The organism is Pantoea sp. ACRSC (assembly GCF_022346785.1).
GTDB lineage: Bacteria > Pseudomonadota > Gammaproteobacteria > Enterobacterales > Enterobacteriaceae > Pantoea > Pantoea alvi.
In genome coordinates, this window is the sequence record NZ_JAKRNN010000010.1 from 1 (window position 1) to 16331 (window position 16331).

Here is a 16331-nt window from a genome sequence, read left to right on the forward strand (position 1 = left end):
GCGTCTTGATTTGCGGATAGCGCTTTTCATATGCCTGATAGCCGTCCCAGTCAGCTTTGTGAAAGTCGTCACGCCACCCCACCACGCGCTGAAAGGGCGCGTCGGTGTCGAACGCCGCCAGCAGATAGATCTGCCGCCCCTCGCCCAGGATAATACGTTTCGACTCGGTGGCGACCTCAACCTGACGGCCCGCCACGTCGGTAATGGTTTTGGCCGCAGCCGTCCCCGCTATGCAGAACAACCCCAGCGCTAACATCCATCTTTTCATTGAATTAACCCATACAGATGATAATGATAATTATTTATGTAAAGCGCCGTTACTATCACGCAAAATGCGTTAAAGGAAAAGAGGCGGAGAAAAATCTTTTACTGGCTGTCGAGCAGGCCCAGCTCGCGCCGGTCATGGCTGCAAAACAGCATCACCCGGGCGTCAGTTTGCAGAGAGAGCGCGCGCAGCCGCTGCTGGTTGGTGCGCCAGGCGTCGCGATCGCTGCACATCATCCACTGATAGAAGCGCAGGCCCGGCGTGCAGTGCCGCTCCGCCTGCCGCATCTCCTCGCGGTAAAACCAGGCGTCGCCGCCGTGCAGCAGCCAGCCGTCGCCCTGCCGCACCGCGACCCCCGCATGGCCGAGCGTGTGGCCCGGCAGCGGCACCAGCAGCACCTCGTCGTTGAGATCGTCAAGCGCCCTTACCGCATCGAAGCCGAACCAGCGTTCGCCGCCGGCGGCGTAGCCGCGCCAGCCGCTCTGGTTGCCCCACTGCTGGGGACGGAAACGCTGCCGCTGCAGCCAGCTCTGGCGCTGCGGCGCGGTATCCAGCTCCCGCTGCAGCAGATGCACCCGCGCCTGCGGAAAGTCGCTGATGCCACCCGCGTGGTCAAAGTCGAGGTGCGTCAGGATAATATGACGCACATCTTCCGGCTTAAAGCCGAGATCGACAATCTGCTGCCAGGCGCTCAGCCTGCGGTCGAACTGAATATTGTTGAACAGCCGGAAGAAGCCAGACAGGCGGTGGCCGGGATGCGCCATATCCTGCAGGCCGATGCCGGTATCCACCAGCACCAGGCCGTGGGCGTCCGTTTCCAGCAGCAGGCAGTGGCAGCTGAGGTGCGCCAGCGGCGAGCGGCTGAATCCGTCATAGAGCGCGCCGCCGAAGGGACACATACAGCCGCAGTTGAGATGATGAACGCGCATTGTTTCCTCCTTGCCTTTCGCCATAGCGGCCAAAAAGCCGGTTAATGATGAACGGGTTAATGAAACAATAATGGTCAGCCCTGCCGCATCTGCAAGCGTGAGCGGCACAATCGAAGAAAGCGGTGCGGGCGAGAGAGAAACAAAGGCGCGGCGATCGCCGCGCGCGGGATGCAGGTTACTGCGTGATCTGACGAACAAACTCGGCGATTTCCGGTACCTGCCCCTGCTCAAACAGGCAGTGCTGCAGACGCGGCCCGCTGAGGGCGGTGCGCACCAGCTCAGGATCGAGCGCGCGCAGCGTATCGAGATAGCTCTCTTTCAGCATGGCGGATTTCACCTGGTTAAGGATACCGGCGTTGCGTACCTGTGGCTCTTTACGCTCTGGCGGGTAGCCCATGCCTCGCTCGCCGCTAAAGGCTTTTTCAAAGATAAAGCGCAGGTTCAGCTCTGCGCCCCAGCCGAAGCCTTTGGCAAACGGCAGCGACAGCGCATTACCGTTGTTGATCTGCGCAAACAGGTAGGCATCCGCCGGATCGATGCAGTAGCCGCAGACCACTCCCGGATGCAGGTTAAGCGAGATCAGTGCCCCCTGGCCGGTGCCGCAGCCGGCCACGACAAAATCCACCGCTTTGCTGTTCAGCAGCACGCTGGCCATGATCCCCAGGTGAATATAGGTCAGATGGTGATCCTGTTCGTCGCTCATGCCAACGTTAAACACCTGATGGCCAGTCAGCTGCGCCACCTCTTCCAGCTCCTTGCGCACAATAGCGTTTTTGGCGGCCTGGCTGTTTTCCATCATTAATGCAATTTTCATGATCTGCCCTTAAATATTTATGAAACACCGTTTCATTTTAATCAAAAGCGGCTAAAGTGCATGAGGTAATCACGCGCCACGGCGTGAGGCGAGTCACAAAAACGGCAGCCGATGGCGTGCCATAACGGCTATAAGCGAGGAGGTCTTGTGTTTATATATCGATCGCAGACGCAGCAGGAAGAGGCAGGCAATGGGGTGACGCGACGCATACTGGCGCACGGCGGCACCATGATGGCGGTAGAAGTGACCTTTGAACAGGGCGCGGTCGGCCCGCTGCATCATCATCCTCACGAGCAGCTGACCTGCGTGCTCAGCGGACGTTTCGCCTTTACTATTGACGGCGTCACCCAGGAGGTAGCCGCGGGGGATACACTCTATAAGGCGCCCAACGTGGTGCACGGCTGCCTCTGCCTTGAGGCGGGCACGCTGCTGGATATCTTTACCCCGCAGCGTGAAGACTTTCTGTCGCCAGCCTGAACTCAGGCATGTAAAAACCGTCCCGGAAAATCGGGCGTGACCGGATGCTGCTCCTCGTAGCGGCCAAACAGCCGGTAGCGATTTAACGCGATGCGGTTATAGAAAAAGTCGCTAATAAAAGGGGGGATCAGCAAGGCCGGCAGCGACAGCCATCCCCATGGAAAAGGGAGCAGCCGCATTACGCGCAAAATCGCCTGGGCGCGGATCCAGTGACGGTTACCGTCAATCAGCACAATGGTACGAATATTTTCATCCGGCAGGCCGGCAAAGCGCAGCAGCGCCTTACCCTCTTCGCTCTGAACGGCCGCAAAGCGGATGCGTTGAGGAAGTTTCAGGCGCAGCAGGAGATTGACCCAGCTATTACAAATTTTGCAGACGCCGTCATAGAGCACGACCTTTTCGCCGGGATTCAGAAAGGGTGGCTGTGACATAGTAGACTCCTTTAATGACGGTATGAATAATTAAGTACGGTCATTAATTGCTCATACGTCAAGCGGCTGGCGGAGATAAAAAGACCGGCCCTGCGGCCGGTATAAGATTAACGCTGCTGATACAGCGGCTTATCCGCCTCCAACGGACGCAGGCGCGGCGGCAATAATTGCGCGCTGAGCCAGCGTTCGGCGGCGTTGATACTGCTATCGCTGCCGTCGATACGCAGCACCGGGCCAACCCCCATGGGTTCCGCCTGCTCCGCCAGCCGTCGCAGCTCCGGCAGATACTCCGCGCCGGGGTGCCCCGGCATCCGCCGGGCGAGTCGCGCCTGATAGCGTGCCACCGCCTCGTCAGGTGAGATCGTCATCCACAGCTCCAGCACCCGGGTCACCCCCGCCGCCGCCAGCCCCTGCTCCAGCACCGCCTTCGGCTGAAAGCCAAACCAGGCGTCAATCAGGTAGACGCAGCCTGCCGGCGCCTGGCCGACGATGTTCCAGATCGCCTGATAGGCCGCACAGCCCAGCTGCCGGTTGCGCTGCCGATCCACCGGCGCGAAGCTCGCCATAAAGGGCTCTTTCAGGCTGTCGAGCGTCAGCACCGGCAGTGCGAGCCGCGCCGCGAGCGCCTGAGTCAGCGTGCTTTTGCCAGAGGCGGGAATGCCGTTGATCAGCACCACCTGCCTGTGTTGCGTTGTCAGCGTCATAGGATATCGATGACCTCCGCCACGCTGTTGGCCCGGCGCAGACGCGCCAGCGTTTCGTCATTGTCCAGCAGCGCCACGATGGCGCGAATGCCCTCTTCAATATGGGCGTTGCTGTCGCGTGCGCCGAACATAATCACAATGTCCGCTTTATCGCTGCCCTCGAAGGAGACGGGCTCCTCCAGCAGCAGCAAACTAAAGCAGTCTTTGACCACGCCACTCTCTGGCCGCGCATGGGGAATGGCGATCCCCTCCTCAAAGACATAATAGGCACCGTGCGTCAGAGTATTGGCGATCACCGCCTCGGGATAAGAGGCGTCGATATAGCCGCCGCGCACCAGCGGCTGCGCCGCCAGCGCAATCGCCTGCCGCCAGTCGCTGACCCTGACGCCAATCTGAATGGCGTTAGCCTCCTGTAATACCTGTTTAATACTCATCAGGTCTCCTCAGATCGACTTGCGCATAATATTGCGCAGCGCATCCATTTTGACGAACAGCGCATCCATTTCATCCCGGTGAAGGCGGCTTCTGGCAAACAAGCTCAGCGCCCGGTTATAGGCCACCATGAGCTGTTTTTGCGCCTCGCCGTCGCGCTCATTACTCGCCAGCCGCTGCTCCAGCGCCGCGATTTCCGCGCTGAGGCTGGCCGCCAGACGCTCGCTTTCTGCCTCATCCAGCCTGTTATCTGGCGTCGCCTTCTTCATAAATCCAAACATAGCCTCTCCTGCCCCCTGTCGCGCCGGGCAATAACGTCGTGAGTGGAAAAGGAATTAACGGAACAGCTGAATTTTTTCGACCAGCACATCGGTCACGGCGTCATTTGCCGGCACAAGGAAATTGCGAACGCTGTCGTTGACCCTGCCTTTTTCAAAGGTCTGCTTGCAGCGCGCGACCCACTGCACGTTCATCTCGGTGCCGACGTTGACCTTTTCGATGCCGCTACGCACCGCCAGCCGCATATCCTCATCGCTGACGCCGGTGCCGCCGTGCAACACCAGCGGCGTACCGGTCGCCCGGGTAATCTCCGCCAGCCGCTGATGCTGAATATGCGCTTTGCCGGTATAGAGGCCGTGCACGGTGCCAATGGAGATCGCCAGCATGTCGACGCCGGTCTCATGCACAAAGCGCTGCGCATCCTCTACGGTGGTAAACGCCGTCTCCTCCATTGCCACCTCCTTGCCATCCTCCGAGCCGCCTATCGCCCCCAGCTCCGCCTCTACCGACACCTTATGCGGGCGCGCCATATCGATAACGCGGCGCGTGTTGGCGATGTTCTCCTCAATCGGCAGGTGCGACCCGTCATACATCACCGAGCTGAATCCGGCATCAATGGCGGTCTGAATCGCCGCCAGGTCGGAGCAGTGATCGAGGTGCAGGCAGGTCGGCACGTTTTTACTGGCGGAGAGCGAACAAATGGCGTCAACCAGCAGCCGGTGGCCTAAATATTTTGCGGTGCCGGTTGAGATCTGGATCATTAACGGGCTGTTGGTTTGCTCTGCGGCCTTAAAAAAGGCGGGCAGCATCTCCAGACAGTGCAGGTTAAACGAGCCGAGCGCTTTAAAATCACGCTGTTTTGCCACCTGTAGCAGATCGGTAAAGTTATACAGATTCATGGATTTTTTCCTCACGGGGCTTAGTGGATTTTCCGTTAACAAACCAGGCGATCAGGGTAATAAAGAGCACAAACAGCGCGACAAACAGCCAGTTGCCCTGGAAGGCGTGGCCTAACACCAGGCCGGTGCTGATAACGTCAGCGTCGCTGAAGGTCACACCGGTGAAGCCGTAGCTTTCCAGCATCGGCACCAGAATGGCGGGTAAAAAGGTGATAAACAGGCCGTGTACCACGCCGCCAATCATCGCGCCGCGACGGCCGCCCAGGGCATTGCCAAACACCCCTGCCGCGCCGCCGGCAAAGAAGTTAGTGAGCAGGCCCGGCAGGATCATCGCCAGGCCAAACATCGGAAAGACGATCATGCCAATCACCGAGCCGAGGGTGGTGGCGAGGAAGCCGACGATAACGGCGTTGGGGGCATAGGGAAACAGAACCGGGCAATCGAGCGCGGGCCGGGCGTCGGGCACGATGCGCATCGCTATACCGCGAAATGCCGGTACCAGCTCGTTGAGCAGCAGCCGCACGCCGCTGTAAAGCACAAACACCCCGGCCACAAACTGCATCGCCTGCATAAAGGCGTACATCAGGTAGTTCATGCCGTTGCTGTACTGGGCGATAAAGGCGGGCCCTGCCGCCAGCGCCGGGATGAGGTACATCGGCACCATCACAATGCCCATCGCCAGATAGGTGTCCTGGAGGAATTTAAAGTTATCCGGCAGCTTGAGATCTTCCGTTGAGCGTGAGCCTTTACCGACCACCTTCGCCACCGCCGCCTGCACCAGATAGCCGATGGTGCAGAAGTGACCCAGCGCAATATCGTCGGAGTCGGTAATGCGGCGCACCACCGGCTGCGCCAGCGCCGGCATCACCACCGCCATAATCCCGCCAAAGATGCCGCCGGTCAGGATCAGCGGCAGACCGGTCAGCCCCGCCTTGTAGCCGATAACGGCCCCGATGGTGGCCATCCACAGCAGCGCCTGCCCGGTGAGGAAGATATATTTAAACGGTGTAAGGCGGGCAATAATAATATTGACGATAAAGATCGCCAGCAGCGTTAATGCCACCTCCGATCCCAGCTCGCGACTGGCCAGTCCGGCAATGGCCGCCACGTCGGTAATATAGCCCTGCATACCAAAGCCGTGGGTAAATATGGTATTCAGAAAGGTTAAGGTGCCGACAATAATATTGATGCCGGCCATCATGATTAAAAAGCCGAGCAGGGTTTTAAACGTGCCTTCAATAACTTTACCGGCGGATTTACGTTGCAGCAGCAGACCAGTCAGGGCAATAAAGGCGATCAATATTGACGCCTGCCCTAGCAGATCTTTGACCAGGAAACTGATTACGCTATTCATGACTGGCGACCTTCAGATTGCGCTCTTTGAGGAAGGCGACTATTTTCTCTTCGATTTCGCCTTTATCGGTCAGCCTGTTCAGCACAATAACGCGCTTCATCTCTTCCGGGCTGGCGTCGGCGTTTAATACATCAGCAAAGGCTTTCTGCGTTAAAATAATATCGGACTTAAAGGCGCTGGCTTCTGATATGGTGGTGTGATCGATATCAGCGTCAATTTCCAGCTTCTTTAATACGGCTTTTGCGCTCATCTCGATGGCAAAGCTGGAGCCCAGCCCGCAGCCGCAGACACATAAAATTTTAAGCATGGCAATCTCCTCAGATTATATTGAGTTGTTTAGCGAGTTTGTAATAATGTCCTTCGGTATCGACAAGACGTTTTTTCATGCTAATTAAATCAATCGGAATAGGTTTATTGCTGCCGTTGATAATGACCGCTTTATTTCGCATTCCCGACTGAATACAACGCACCACTTCGGTCGCGATGATAGCCCCCTGATAGATCTCTTCGCAGGTGGGATCGCCGTTGCGCAGGCCATAACCAATAATGGTTTTGCGAACGCGTACGCCGATCAGGGGCTCCAGCTGTTTGATCAGGGTGTCGATGGCCCCCTGGAAGCCGGGTGAATATTCGCGCGTGTAGCCTTCTGAGCAGAGGATCACCACGCTGTTCTGCACCTCCAGCCGCGCGCGGATCCGCGCCGCCAGCAGCGTGACGGGGATCTGACACTCCGGGATCAGCGCAAAATCCGCGTTGCTTTTGATCGCCGACTGTAACGTCAGTTCGCCGCAAAAGCCGCCCAGCAGCTCTGCCATAAACACGCGTCCGGTGAGCGCGCGGCCGGTATTGCGCAGCTTTGCCACCTCTTTCAGCACCTGCTCGCAGGCGGTGGAGAAACCGATGGTGTAATCGCTGCCGAACACGTCGTTATCGATGGTCATGCCGACGCCAAAACAGTTCACGCCAAATTCGCTCAGGGTATGGAGAAATTGCAGCGAGCCGTCGCCACCCGCCATAATTAATATCTCTACCCGCAGGCTTTTTAGCTGACGCGCAATACGCTCATATTCGCTGCGAATTAATCTCTTTTCGGTGCGGCCCGACTGCATCAGCGGAATGGATGCCACGGAATAGTCAATTAGGTCGCGCCAGCTTATCTCCTGATGGCGATTTTCAAGCAGGCCAGGGATGCCGCCGTTAAATAACACCATCTCTGCCTGCGCCAGCCGCGCCACCTGAAAGATAAAGTTATTTATTCCCGCGACGTCACCGCCGCTGATCACCATTCCGATCCGCATAATAAACCTCTCGCCGCTTCATCAGCCTGAGGCTCATTGTTCCGGGAGAAAGGTGGATAATTTGCAACGGACATCACAGAATGCGCAGAGATAACAGCGAGGACAGGATTGACACAGCAATTTAAAGCGGGGTTTTTGCGACGCTCATCACAGTAAAGAAAACCATCTGTGGCGCGCTTTTCTTTGTAATTTCATCTGCTTGAAGAAAAATAAACGGGGAGATTTAGCGGGTGATTTTTGCCGACGGAAACATAGGTGGTCACAGTGCGGAATTGTGATTTTCGCCTCATTTTTATCGGTTAATAACCTGATTCAGGACAAAGATTAATTTTCCGGCGATGGTCTGGCAGGCACCAGTCCGGCCGAATTTAACTGCAATTCAGGTCGGCGGAAGAAAAAAACAGAGAGGAATTGATAAGCAGGATTTAGGGATAAGACAAAACTCTCTCCCGCAGGCGGGAGAGAGTCTGGGCATTATTTCGCGTAGGCTTCGGTAGAAATAGTCAGCGTCACGTCGTCGCCAACGGCTGGAACATATTTATCCAGTTTGAAGTCAGAGCGCTTAATAGTACCGATGGCATCAAAGCCGATCGCCTGCTTCTTCACCATCGGGTGTTCACCCTGCTTGTTCAGCGTGGCGTGCAGCGTGACAGGCTTAGTGATGCCTTTCAGCGTCAGGTTACCTTCAACATCAAACTTGTTGTCGCCCTTCGCTACCACTTTGGTGCTGTGGAAAGTTGCGTTCGGGTATTTGGCGGTGTCGAAGTACTCTGCGCCTTTAAACTCTTTGGTCAGCGCCGGAACGTGGCTGTCGATCTGGCTGACAGGCAGCGTAACGTTAACGCGCGACGCAGCAGGATTTTCGCTGTCAAACACCAGCGTCCCTTTAGTGTCCGGAATATCCGCGGTCGGATGGGAGAAGCCGAAATGGGTCCAGGTCACGGTCACGGAGGTATGAGCCGGATCAAGCTCGTACTGCTGAGCAGCCGCCTGAGAGAACGGGACATAGAGAGCGGTGGCAGCCAGCAGCGGCAGTGCAAGACGTTTGATATTTTTCACGTTAGGTTCCTTTTAATCCAACTGAATCCAGATGAGTGTCGCCGAAACTTCCCTGCAATTATAGTGAAGAGTTTTGGCCTTAATTTTCAAATAAATTCAGCAATATCCTCGTGTGACTATTGCAATGGCAGTTAACGGGTTTGCAGTATGACGGCGCGCGGCCAGGCGTCCAGCAGCGCCGCCTGCGCCTGTTGCAGCGCGGCTGGCGTCAGCGCGGCCACCGCCGCCTCGCTGAGATCGTCTGACAGGCAGGCGCTGCGCAGCGCCTGCTGCAAGGCCAGCGCCGCCGACTGCGGCGGTGCCAGCTGCGCGGTCAGGCGCGCCCGGCATCTCTCCAGCTCTTCACCCGCCTGCGCGGTCTGAAGCTGCTGCAGGAAATGGTGGCACTGCGCCAGCAGCGCGTCAGGCGCGATATCCGGCGACTGAAGCGCAAACAGAATGCCGTCGCGATCGACGCAGCGATGATAGCGGCAGCTGACGACATAGCCGATCTGCTGCTCGACGCGCATGCGCTGGAAAAAGCGCGGCTCCATTATCAGCGCCAGGGCGCGCAGCGCTGCCAGCGAGACCCCGGATGGACAGGGCAGAAACAGCAGCAGCGCGCTGTCGTGGCCGGGATGATCGACGATCAGCCGTTTACCCTGCGCGTCTGGCGCATTCGCCTTGCCGCTCGCGGTCACCACCGGCGCCAGCCACCGCGCTATTGCGTCATACTGCTCTGCTGACCCGCCATAGAGCGCGGCGCGCCAGCTGCCGGTCTCCACTGCCGCGCTGACGGCCTGCGGCAGCTGGCGCAACAGCTCGCGGATCGCCACGTCGTCAGCCGGATCGGCGGCGTCACCGCTCCTCTCCAGGCGTAAGGCATCGGGCAGCGACGCCAGCCAGCTTTCCCCGCCGCGAGGGATCTGTAGCTCCAGCTGCCAGCTGCCCTGACTTTCCCGCCAGCTGGCCACGCCGCCCTGGTGGCGCAGCAGCGCAAAAAGCGGGCGCAGACGGCGATCCAGCGCGGTAGCGGTTGCCGGGCGAAGCGACGTAAAAAAATCAGGGCGCAGTAGCAAGGTGGCGGGCGCATCGCCAGCGGCAAGATGCAGCAGCGGCGCACGCCCGGCAGGCGGCGTCAGTGCGGCGGCGTGCGCGCTTTGCGGATGGAACCGGATAACGGGCTGCGCCTCGTAACAGGCCATCGCACGCCAGGGCTGCAGATGAAGCCGGAAGCCCTGGCTCTCTGTCAGCTCTCCCTGCACCCCTGCATCACTCCACAGCCGCGCCCGCGGCGCGGCGCGCAGCAGCTGCAGCAGCGCCGGAAAACCTTCCGCGTGCGCAGGAGGAGAAAAACCAAACGCCCGTTCGCGCAGCTGATCGAGCGGCGTCAGCGCCGCGAACCGCTGCTGCGCCAGGCGAAGATAGTGGCGCTGCTGCCGGGATGAGGTGTCTGCCAGTGCCTGCAGTGCATGATCGTACCAGGCGCACACCGCATCGGGCTGCGCGGTGTCAATCTGCAGCGCCAGCCAGCCCTGCTGCTTGTCCAGACTGAGCCATCGGGCCTCAAGCTGCTCTGCCCAGCCCCGCTTGCGCAGGCCCGCCATCGCACCGCCCGGCGCCTCATCCTGCAAAAACTCCCGTAATAAAGTGACGTTGTCACGAATGCGATCGGGCTCGCCGCGCAGAATGGTGGTGATCCAGAGCTGGCCCGGCCCTGGCGTCTGCAGGGCGATATCCCCATCGGCGCCGAAACGCAGCGCGTCAGCTGGCCCGCTCAGCTCCCCCGCCTGGGGCAACCGCGCGGCGAAACGCAGCGCCAGCTGATGCAGCGCCTCCAGCGACTGCGGCCCTTGCAGCCACAGCTGCATCTGGCCGGGGTGAAAGAAACGCTGGTGGAACTGATGCAGCGCCTGTTTCAGCGCCCCGCTATCCGCAAACGCCTGCTGACTGCCGATATGAAAACGCTGAAACGTGGCGGGCGCGACGACGCGGGTAAAGAGCGCCGCCTCGCGGCGCGAGGGCGTATGCTGCTGGATAAGCCGGTATTCGGCGTCAATTACCGCCGCTTCCTGCCCGATCGCCTCGGGCGTAAACTGCGGCGCGGCCAGCATATCCGCCAGGCGCGCCACGCCCTCGGCCAGCAGTCCGGCGTCGACCTCAAAAAACCAGGCGCTGCTGCGCGGCAGCGTGGTGGCGTTCAGCCGCCCGCCTGCTGCCTGCACCCAGGGCATCAGCCTGCTGCTGCCCTGATAGCTGGCGCTGTCGCTGAACAGCAGGTGCTCCAGCAGATGCGCCAGCCCCGGCCAGGCGTCAGGTTCGTCATGGCTGCCCGCCGCCACCTGCGCCAGCGCGGCGGCCTGCTGCGCGTCCGGCTGATGGATCAGCGTGACGTGCAGGCCGTTCTGCAGCCGCAGCTGACGCGTCTCCACCATGATTAAAAGGTCCGGGTTTTGTAGATAAGCTGCGAATTAGTGCGGTTGCGGAACTGCAGCTGGCCGATTTTCACGTCGCTGCAGGCCGCTTCGCGTCGCGCCTCGAGGATCACATCGTGGTGCGGCGACTTGCTGCACACCGGATCCGTATTGTCTGCGTTACCGGTCAGCATAAAGGCCTGGCAGCGGCAGCCGCCGAAGTCCTTCTCTTTCTCATCGCACGAGCGGCAGGGTTCCGGCATCCAGTCGAAGCCGCGATAGCGGTTAAAGCCGAAAGAGTGATACCAGATATCTTCCAGCGACTGCTCCAGCACCGACGGGAACTGCACCGGCAGCTGACGCGCGCTGTGGCACGGCAGCGCGGTGCCTTCCGGCGTAACGCTGAGGAAAATCGATCCCCAGCCGCCCATACAGGGTTTGGGGCGCTCTTCATAGTAATCCGGCGTCACAAACAGCAGGTTGGTGAGATTACCGCTGGCGCCCATTTTTTCGCGATAGCGGCTGACAACCGCTTCCGCCTGCGCGATCTGCTCGCGCGTCGGCAGCAGCCCCTGCCGGTTAAGCTGCGCCCAGCCGTAGAACTGGCAGGTGGCCAGCTCGACGTCGTCCGCTTCCAGCTCGATGCAGAGGTCGATAATCTTGTCGATCTGATCGATATTGTGACGGTGTAACACAAAGTTGAGCACCATCGGATAGCCGTGCTTCTTCACCGCGCGCGCCATCTCCAGCTTCTGCTGAAAGGCTTTTTTCGAGCCCGCCAGCGCGGCGTTCAGCGTTTCGTCACTCGCCTGGAAGCTGATCTGGATATGATCCAGGCCCGCCTCGGCGAAGGCGTCGAGCTTTTTCTCGGTCAGGCCGATACCCGAGGTGATCAGGTTGGTGTAGAAGCCAAGATCGCGCGCGGCGCGGATAAGCTCCGGCAGATCTTTACGCGTCAGGGGCTCGCCGCCGGAAAAACCGAGCTGCACGCTGCCCATGGCGCGCGCCTGGCGAAACACCTCAATCCACTGCTCGGTGGTCAGCTCTTTCTCCTGCTGCGCAAAATCGAGCGGGTTGGAGCAGTAAGGACACTGCAGCGGGCAGCGATAGGTCAGCTCCGCCAGCAGCCAGAGCGGCGGATTGACGGCGGGTTTATTCTGGGTCACGAAACATTATCCACTTTTGTTCACAGGCCGCGCGCAGAAACTCTTTAACGTCTTCGCCGACGCCGCCCGCTTCCGGGAAGCGCGCGTCGAGGGCGGCGATAATGGCGCTAACGCTCTCTTTGCCGTTCACCTGTTCAAGGATCGCGGCGGCGGTTTCGTTCAGCTTCGCCATGCCTTCTGGATAGAGCACCACGTGACTATCCTGCGCGGCTTCCCACTGCATGCGATAGCCGCGGCGGAACGCGGGAATTAAGTTGTCATTCATAGCGTTATACCAGTCTCGTCGTGTGCCAGGCCGCCTTGTCGGTGACCGTATGGTAAGGCGGACGCTTCAGTTCATAGGCCATGGTCATGGCGTCCAGCATGGTCCAGAGAATGTCGAGCTTGAACTGCAGGATCTCCAGCATCCGGTTCTGCTTCTCAACCGTATCGCAAAACTCTAGCGCCAGCGCCAGGCCGTGCTCAACGTCGCGGTTCGCCTGGCTCAGGCGGCTGCGGAAATAGAAGTAGCCCTCTTCCTTGATCCAGGGATAGTGCTGCGGCCAGCTGTCGAGGCGCGACTGGTGGATCTGCGGCGCGAACAGCTCCGTCAGCGAGCTGCAGGCTGCTTCCTGCCAGTTGGCGCGGCGCGCGAAGTTAACATAGGCGTCAACCGCGAAGCGCACGCCCGGCAGCACATGCTGCTCCGACAGCAGCGCGTCGCGCGTCAGGCCCACCGCTTCCCCGAGCTGAAGCCAGGCTTCGATGCCGCCGTCGCGGCCGTCGCTGCCGTCATGGTCGAGGATGCGCTGCACCCACTTGCGGCGCGTAGCGGGATCCGGGCAGTTCGCCATGATCGCCGCGTCTTTCAGCGGGATGCTGGTCTGGTAGTAGAAGCGGTTCGCCACCCAGCCCTGGATCTGCTCACGCGTCGCGTTGCCGTTATGCATCGCGATATGGTACGGATGATGAATATGGTAATAGGCGCCCTTATCGCGCAACGCCTGTTCGAACGCCTGCGGCGTCAGCGTCTCGGTGATTTGCATCACTCACTCCTGGAGATGAATCGCCATGCCGTCCCAGCTCACTTCAATGCCCTGCTGCGTCAGAAACTGACGCTGCGGCGACTGCTCGTTGAGGATCGGATTGGTGTTGTTAATGTGGATCAAAATCTTGCGTTTTGCCGGCAGCGAGGCGAGCAGCGCCATCAGCCCCTGCTCTTCAGAGAGCGCCAGATGCCCCATCGCTTTGCCGGTATTGGTGCCGACGCCGGTGGCCTGCAGCTCGTCATCTTTCCAGACGGTGCCGTCAATCAGCAGGCAGTCCGCCTTCTGCAGCCAGGGCATAATCACCGCGTCCGGCTCGCCGAGGCCCGGCGCATAGAGCAGCGTCTGTTTGCTGGCGAGGTTTTCAATAAACAGCGCCACGTTATGTCCCGGCAGCGGACGATCGCGGTATGGCGAGTAAGGCGGCGCGTTGCTGAGGATCGGAATCGCGGTAAAGCGCAGGTTCGGGCAGACGTCGACGCTGAACGGCTCCAGCGGCGCAATGGGGCGATGCTGCAGCCCGCCGTTCCAGTGCTTCAGCATGGTGAAAATGGGAAAGCCGCTGGTAAGATCGGCGTGCACTTCCGGTGTGCACCACACCTGATGCGGGCAGCCTTCGCGCAGGCTGAGCAGGCCGGTGGTGTGATCGATCTGGCTGTCGGTAAGAATAATGGCGCCGATGGCGGTGCCGCGCAGCACGCCCTTTTTTATCAGTTCTGGCGTATGGGCGATCTGCTGGCTGATGTCCGGCGAGGCGTTGCATAACACCCAGTTTTCGCCGTCGTCGCTGAGAATAATCGAGGACTGTGTACGCGCGCTGGCCTGAATTGTACCGTCGCGCACGCCCTGACAGTTGGCGCAGTTGCAGTTCCACTGAGGAAAACCGCCGCCAGCGGCGGATCCAAGGACTTTGATGAACATAGGAGAAACCCGGCGTTGAAACAAAATGCCCGCACAGCAGGCGGGCATGGAGATTAACGGTTGGAGATGTACAGCGTGACTTCCAGACCGAGACGTAAATCAACAAATTCAGGTTTTTTCCACATAATAGTCTTCCTCTAAGGTGAATGAACAAAGCGATACCTGTCAGGTATCATTACGTAAACAATCCAGTGATTATGCACGCAATTTTGAGCCGGCTGATGGTGCGCTAACGGCGCAGCGAGATCAACCGGCAAATGTTAAGAAAATGAATCAGACCTGCCAGATCTGCCCCAGCACGCGCAGCCAGTTATCCGAGGCGAGCTTCTCCAGCCGATCCTGATCATAGCCCGCATCGCGCAATGCCGCGAACAGGCGCGGCAGTCCCGCCACATCTTTTAGCGCCTCTGGCACGGAGATGCCGTCAAAATCGGAGCCAAATCCCACACGATCGCTGCCCATGATCATTACGAGTCTTTCATAGTGCCTGACGATATCGCCTAGCGGGGTGTCGCTGTCGCGCTTGCCGTCGGCGCGCAGAAACGCATTGCCAAAGTTAATGCCGACCATGCCGCCGCTGTCGCGTATGGCGGCGAGCTGCGCATCGGTAAGGTTGCGCGGCTGGGCGCAAAGCGCATGGGCATTAGAGTGGGTCGCCACCAGCGGCGAGCGAGAGAGCGCGGCGGTATCCCAGAACGCTTTTTCGTTCATATGCGATACGTCGATCAGCATATTAAGCGCGTTGGCCTGTTTGATCAGCGCTTTGCCAGCGTCGGTCAGTCCCGGCCCGCTGTCCGGCGAGCCGGGAAAGGCGCCGGTCACGCCGACGCCGAAGCGGTTAGGCAGGTTCCAGAACGGGCCGATGCTGCGCACGCCCGCATCGTAAAACGCCTGCAGCTGTTCGCCCTCTTCATCCAGCGCATCTGCGCCTTCGATATGGGCCACCAGCGCCAGCACGCCTGCGTCACGGCAGAGGGCTATCTCGGCGGCGCTGCGGCACAGGCGCGCCCGGCCCTGTGACTGCTCAGCGATCTGCGTAAGAATAGCCAGCTGCTGCCACATAATCTCCAGCGGCTGCCAGGGCGCGTCGGCCAGGTGCGGCGCCGTCTGGGCGATATAAGCCTGCGGCGGTACGAAGATAGCGAACAGGCCGCCGAAAAGGCCGCCCTGCTGCATGCGCGGAAAATCGAGATGGCCGTGTTCAATGCCGTTAAAGAAGGCGTCGACCGGCGCGTCGCGGTGGTGCAGCCACAGCCTGAGCAGCAGATCGTTATGCCCATCAAAAGTTAACATCAGAGAAATAAGCGCTTAAAGAACTCAACATCGCGCTATGTTACGCGGCTGCGGGATAAACGCCAAATCAGAGGGCACGAATGGTCACTCTGACTGCGGCTTAACCAAGAACGGGTCAAAAATCTTATAGGTGGCGACGTCAAACAGCGAAACTGCCTCGACTTCCGCCATCGGGATCGGATGACGAAAATGCTGCAGGTTGAGCGGTTCGGGATCGGGGTGATGTTCTGCACAAGGTAGAGTTCATAGTAGCGGTGCTGCTCGCAGAAGCGCAGCGTCTCTTTGTCGCGGTAGCCGCTGATATAGGGGATAAGCGCCAGATGCGGGGTTTGCGTATAGCACAACCATGATGACCAGCGGCCCCATGGCGCCCCCTTAACCTTTTTACGCCAGCTCTTCCATACGGGCGCGCATCGCTCTGCCTACCTCCGGGTTATCCATATTCAGCCGGGCGTTGCCGTTAACGTCGAGGATCAGCTTGTCCTGACTGGTGTAATGCAAATCTTCATTGGTTAAGCCGCGCATAAACTTATCCGGCTCGGCGAACCATTTGCCCATCAGGGTTTTCAGCCTGTTCATCTCTGCTTCTAGC

General features: G+C 59.4%; 20 protein-coding genes and 1 pseudogene. 1 reads left to right on the forward strand and 20 read right to left on the reverse strand.

Annotation, left to right across the window (positions count from 1 at the left end; genetic code table 11):
• The 3 genes and pseudogenes from MHZ97_RS11365 to MHZ97_RS11375 form a co-directional block, all read right to left on the reverse strand.
• Positions 1-268: pseudogene (locus tag MHZ97_RS11365) on the reverse strand (ABC transporter substrate-binding protein); the annotation flags it as partial.
• A 98-nt stretch (positions 269-366) separates the two neighbouring features.
• Positions 367-1194 carry an MBL fold metallo-hydrolase gene (locus MHZ97_RS11370; RefSeq protein WP_239314652.1) on the reverse strand — a complete coding sequence of 276 codons (828 nt, stop codon included), beginning with the start codon at positions 1192-1194 and terminating at the stop codon, positions 367-369.
• Between the two features lie 175 nt (positions 1195-1369).
• A complete protein-coding gene (locus MHZ97_RS11375) occupies positions 1370-2008 on the reverse strand; it encodes an RpiB/LacA/LacB family sugar-phosphate isomerase (protein WP_239314651.1) in 639 nt (212 codons plus the stop codon).
• Between the two features lie 147 nt (positions 2009-2155).
• On the opposite strand from MHZ97_RS11375, the gene MHZ97_RS11380 reads away from it, so the two are divergent.
• On the forward strand, positions 2156-2485 hold the full coding sequence (locus MHZ97_RS11380) for a cupin domain-containing protein (RefSeq protein WP_239314650.1): 330 nt from the start codon (positions 2156-2158) through the stop codon (positions 2483-2485).
• 2 nt (positions 2486-2487) lie between these two features.
• Here MHZ97_RS11380 and MHZ97_RS11385 read toward each other — a convergent pair whose 3' ends face one another.
• From MHZ97_RS11385 to MHZ97_RS11465, 17 genes are all read right to left on the reverse strand, one after another.
• Entirely contained in the window at positions 2488-2916 is a 429-nt protein-coding gene (locus tag MHZ97_RS11385; RefSeq protein ID WP_103795764.1) for a thiol-disulfide oxidoreductase DCC family protein, read from the reverse strand.
• A 107-nt stretch (positions 2917-3023) separates the two neighbouring features.
• On the reverse strand, positions 3024-3620 hold the full coding sequence (locus MHZ97_RS11390) for an ATP-binding protein (RefSeq protein WP_239314649.1): 597 nt from the start codon (positions 3618-3620) through the stop codon (positions 3024-3026).
• Positions 3617-4054: a PTS sugar transporter subunit IIA gene (locus MHZ97_RS11395; protein WP_103795762.1), complete on the reverse strand. Its 438-nt coding sequence runs from the start codon at positions 4052-4054 to the stop codon at positions 3617-3619. The genes MHZ97_RS11390 and MHZ97_RS11395 overlap by 4 nt, the downstream gene beginning before the upstream one ends.
• Before the next feature lie 9 nt (positions 4055-4063).
• Positions 4064-4333, reverse strand: coding sequence for a hypothetical protein (locus MHZ97_RS11400; protein WP_103795761.1), 270 nt, complete (start codon positions 4331-4333; stop codon positions 4064-4066).
• Positions 4334-4387: 54 nt separating this feature from the next.
• Positions 4388-5230 (reverse strand): class II fructose-bisphosphate aldolase, encoded by an 843-nt coding sequence (locus tag MHZ97_RS11405; RefSeq protein ID WP_103795760.1) that lies wholly within the window; start codon positions 5228-5230, stop codon positions 4388-4390.
• Entirely contained in the window at positions 5217-6584 is a 1368-nt protein-coding gene (locus MHZ97_RS11410) for a PTS sugar transporter subunit IIC (protein ID WP_239314648.1), read from the reverse strand. The genes MHZ97_RS11405 and MHZ97_RS11410 overlap by 14 nt, the downstream gene beginning before the upstream one ends.
• Complete coding sequence (locus tag MHZ97_RS11415; RefSeq protein WP_103795758.1) at positions 6577-6891, reverse strand: PTS sugar transporter subunit IIB; 315 nt, start codon at positions 6889-6891, stop codon at positions 6577-6579. The genes MHZ97_RS11410 and MHZ97_RS11415 overlap by 8 nt, the downstream gene beginning before the upstream one ends.
• Positions 6892-6901: 10 nt before the next feature.
• The gene (locus MHZ97_RS11420; protein ID WP_103795757.1) at positions 6902-7882 is read right to left on the reverse strand and encodes a 6-phosphofructokinase; all 981 of its coding nucleotides are present in this window, start codon (positions 7880-7882) and stop codon (positions 6902-6904) included.
• A gap of 474 nt (positions 7883-8356) precedes the next feature.
• Complete coding sequence (locus MHZ97_RS11425; protein ID WP_239314647.1) at positions 8357-8941, reverse strand: YceI family protein; 585 nt, start codon at positions 8939-8941, stop codon at positions 8357-8359.
• A gap of 131 nt (positions 8942-9072) precedes the next feature.
• A complete protein-coding gene (gene pqqF, locus MHZ97_RS11430; protein WP_239314646.1) occupies positions 9073-11355 on the reverse strand; it encodes a pyrroloquinoline quinone biosynthesis protein PqqF in 2283 nt (760 codons plus the stop codon).
• Between the two features lie 2 nt (positions 11356-11357).
• Complete coding sequence (pqqE, locus tag MHZ97_RS11435; protein WP_239314645.1) at positions 11358-12500, reverse strand: pyrroloquinoline quinone biosynthesis protein PqqE; 1143 nt, start codon at positions 12498-12500, stop codon at positions 11358-11360.
• Complete coding sequence (gene pqqD / locus MHZ97_RS11440) at positions 12487-12765, reverse strand: pyrroloquinoline quinone biosynthesis peptide chaperone PqqD (protein WP_103795753.1); 279 nt, start codon at positions 12763-12765, stop codon at positions 12487-12489. Before pqqD ends, pqqE begins: the two co-directional genes overlap by 14 nt.
• Before the next feature lie 4 nt (positions 12766-12769).
• Complete coding sequence (gene pqqC, locus MHZ97_RS11445; RefSeq protein ID WP_103795752.1) at positions 12770-13525, reverse strand: pyrroloquinoline-quinone synthase PqqC; 756 nt, start codon at positions 13523-13525, stop codon at positions 12770-12772.
• A 3-nt stretch (positions 13526-13528) separates the two neighbouring features.
• A complete protein-coding gene (gene pqqB / locus MHZ97_RS11450; protein WP_103795751.1) occupies positions 13529-14446 on the reverse strand; it encodes a pyrroloquinoline quinone biosynthesis protein PqqB in 918 nt (305 codons plus the stop codon).
• Between the two features lie 53 nt (positions 14447-14499).
• A complete protein-coding gene (gene pqqA / locus MHZ97_RS11455; protein ID WP_010617686.1) occupies positions 14500-14571 on the reverse strand; it encodes a pyrroloquinoline quinone precursor peptide PqqA in 72 nt (23 codons plus the stop codon).
• 148 nt (positions 14572-14719) lie between these two features.
• A complete protein-coding gene (locus MHZ97_RS11460; protein WP_239314644.1) occupies positions 14720-15739 on the reverse strand; it encodes a dipeptidase in 1020 nt (339 codons plus the stop codon).
• A 384-nt stretch (positions 15740-16123) separates the two neighbouring features.
• The gene (locus MHZ97_RS11465; RefSeq protein ID WP_239314643.1) at positions 16124-16318 is read right to left on the reverse strand and encodes a hypothetical protein; all 195 of its coding nucleotides are present in this window, start codon (positions 16316-16318) and stop codon (positions 16124-16126) included.
• Positions 16319-16331 lie beyond the last annotated feature (13 nt).

Coding starts and splice junctions, on each gene's coding strand:
- MHZ97_RS11375 (WP_239314651.1), bottom strand. CDS start 2,008: ATGAAAATTGCATTAATGATGGAAAACAGCCAGGCCGCCAAAAACGCT.
- MHZ97_RS11465 (WP_239314643.1), bottom strand. CDS start 16,318: ATGAACAGGCTGAAAACCCTGATGGGCAAATGGTTCGCCGAGCCGGAT.
- MHZ97_RS11395 (WP_103795762.1), bottom strand. CDS start 4,054: ATGAGTATTAAACAGGTATTACAGGAGGCTAACGCCATTCAGATTGGC.
- MHZ97_RS11420 (WP_103795757.1), bottom strand. CDS start 7,882: ATGCGGATCGGAATGGTGATCAGCGGCGGTGACGTCGCGGGAATAAAT.
- pqqF (WP_239314646.1), bottom strand. CDS start 11,355: ATGGTGGAGACGCGTCAGCTGCGGCTGCAGAACGGCCTGCACGTCACG.
- MHZ97_RS11390 (WP_239314649.1), bottom strand. CDS start 3,620: ATGACGCTGACAACGCAACACAGGCAGGTGGTGCTGATCAACGGCATT.
- MHZ97_RS11385 (WP_103795764.1), bottom strand. CDS start 2,916: ATGTCACAGCCACCCTTTCTGAATCCCGGCGAAAAGGTCGTGCTCTAT.
- MHZ97_RS11370 (WP_239314652.1), bottom strand. CDS start 1,194: ATGCGCGTTCATCATCTCAACTGCGGCTGTATGTGTCCCTTCGGCGGC.
- pqqC (WP_103795752.1), bottom strand. CDS start 13,525: ATGCAAATCACCGAGACGCTGACGCCGCAGGCGTTCGAACAGGCGTTG.
- MHZ97_RS11410 (WP_239314648.1), bottom strand. CDS start 6,584: ATGAATAGCGTAATCAGTTTCCTGGTCAAAGATCTGCTAGGGCAGGCG.
- pqqB (WP_103795751.1), bottom strand. CDS start 14,446: ATGTTCATCAAAGTCCTTGGATCCGCCGCTGGCGGCGGTTTTCCTCAG.
- MHZ97_RS11400 (WP_103795761.1), bottom strand. CDS start 4,333: ATGTTTGGATTTATGAAGAAGGCGACGCCAGATAACAGGCTGGATGAG.
- MHZ97_RS11460 (WP_239314644.1), bottom strand. CDS start 15,739: ATGTTAACTTTTGATGGGCATAACGATCTGCTGCTCAGGCTGTGGCTG.
- MHZ97_RS11405 (WP_103795760.1), bottom strand. CDS start 5,230: ATGAATCTGTATAACTTTACCGATCTGCTACAGGTGGCAAAACAGCGT.
- MHZ97_RS11415 (WP_103795758.1), bottom strand. CDS start 6,891: ATGCTTAAAATTTTATGTGTCTGCGGCTGCGGGCTGGGCTCCAGCTTT.
- pqqD (WP_103795753.1), bottom strand. CDS start 12,765: ATGAATGACAACTTAATTCCCGCGTTCCGCCGCGGCTATCGCATGCAG.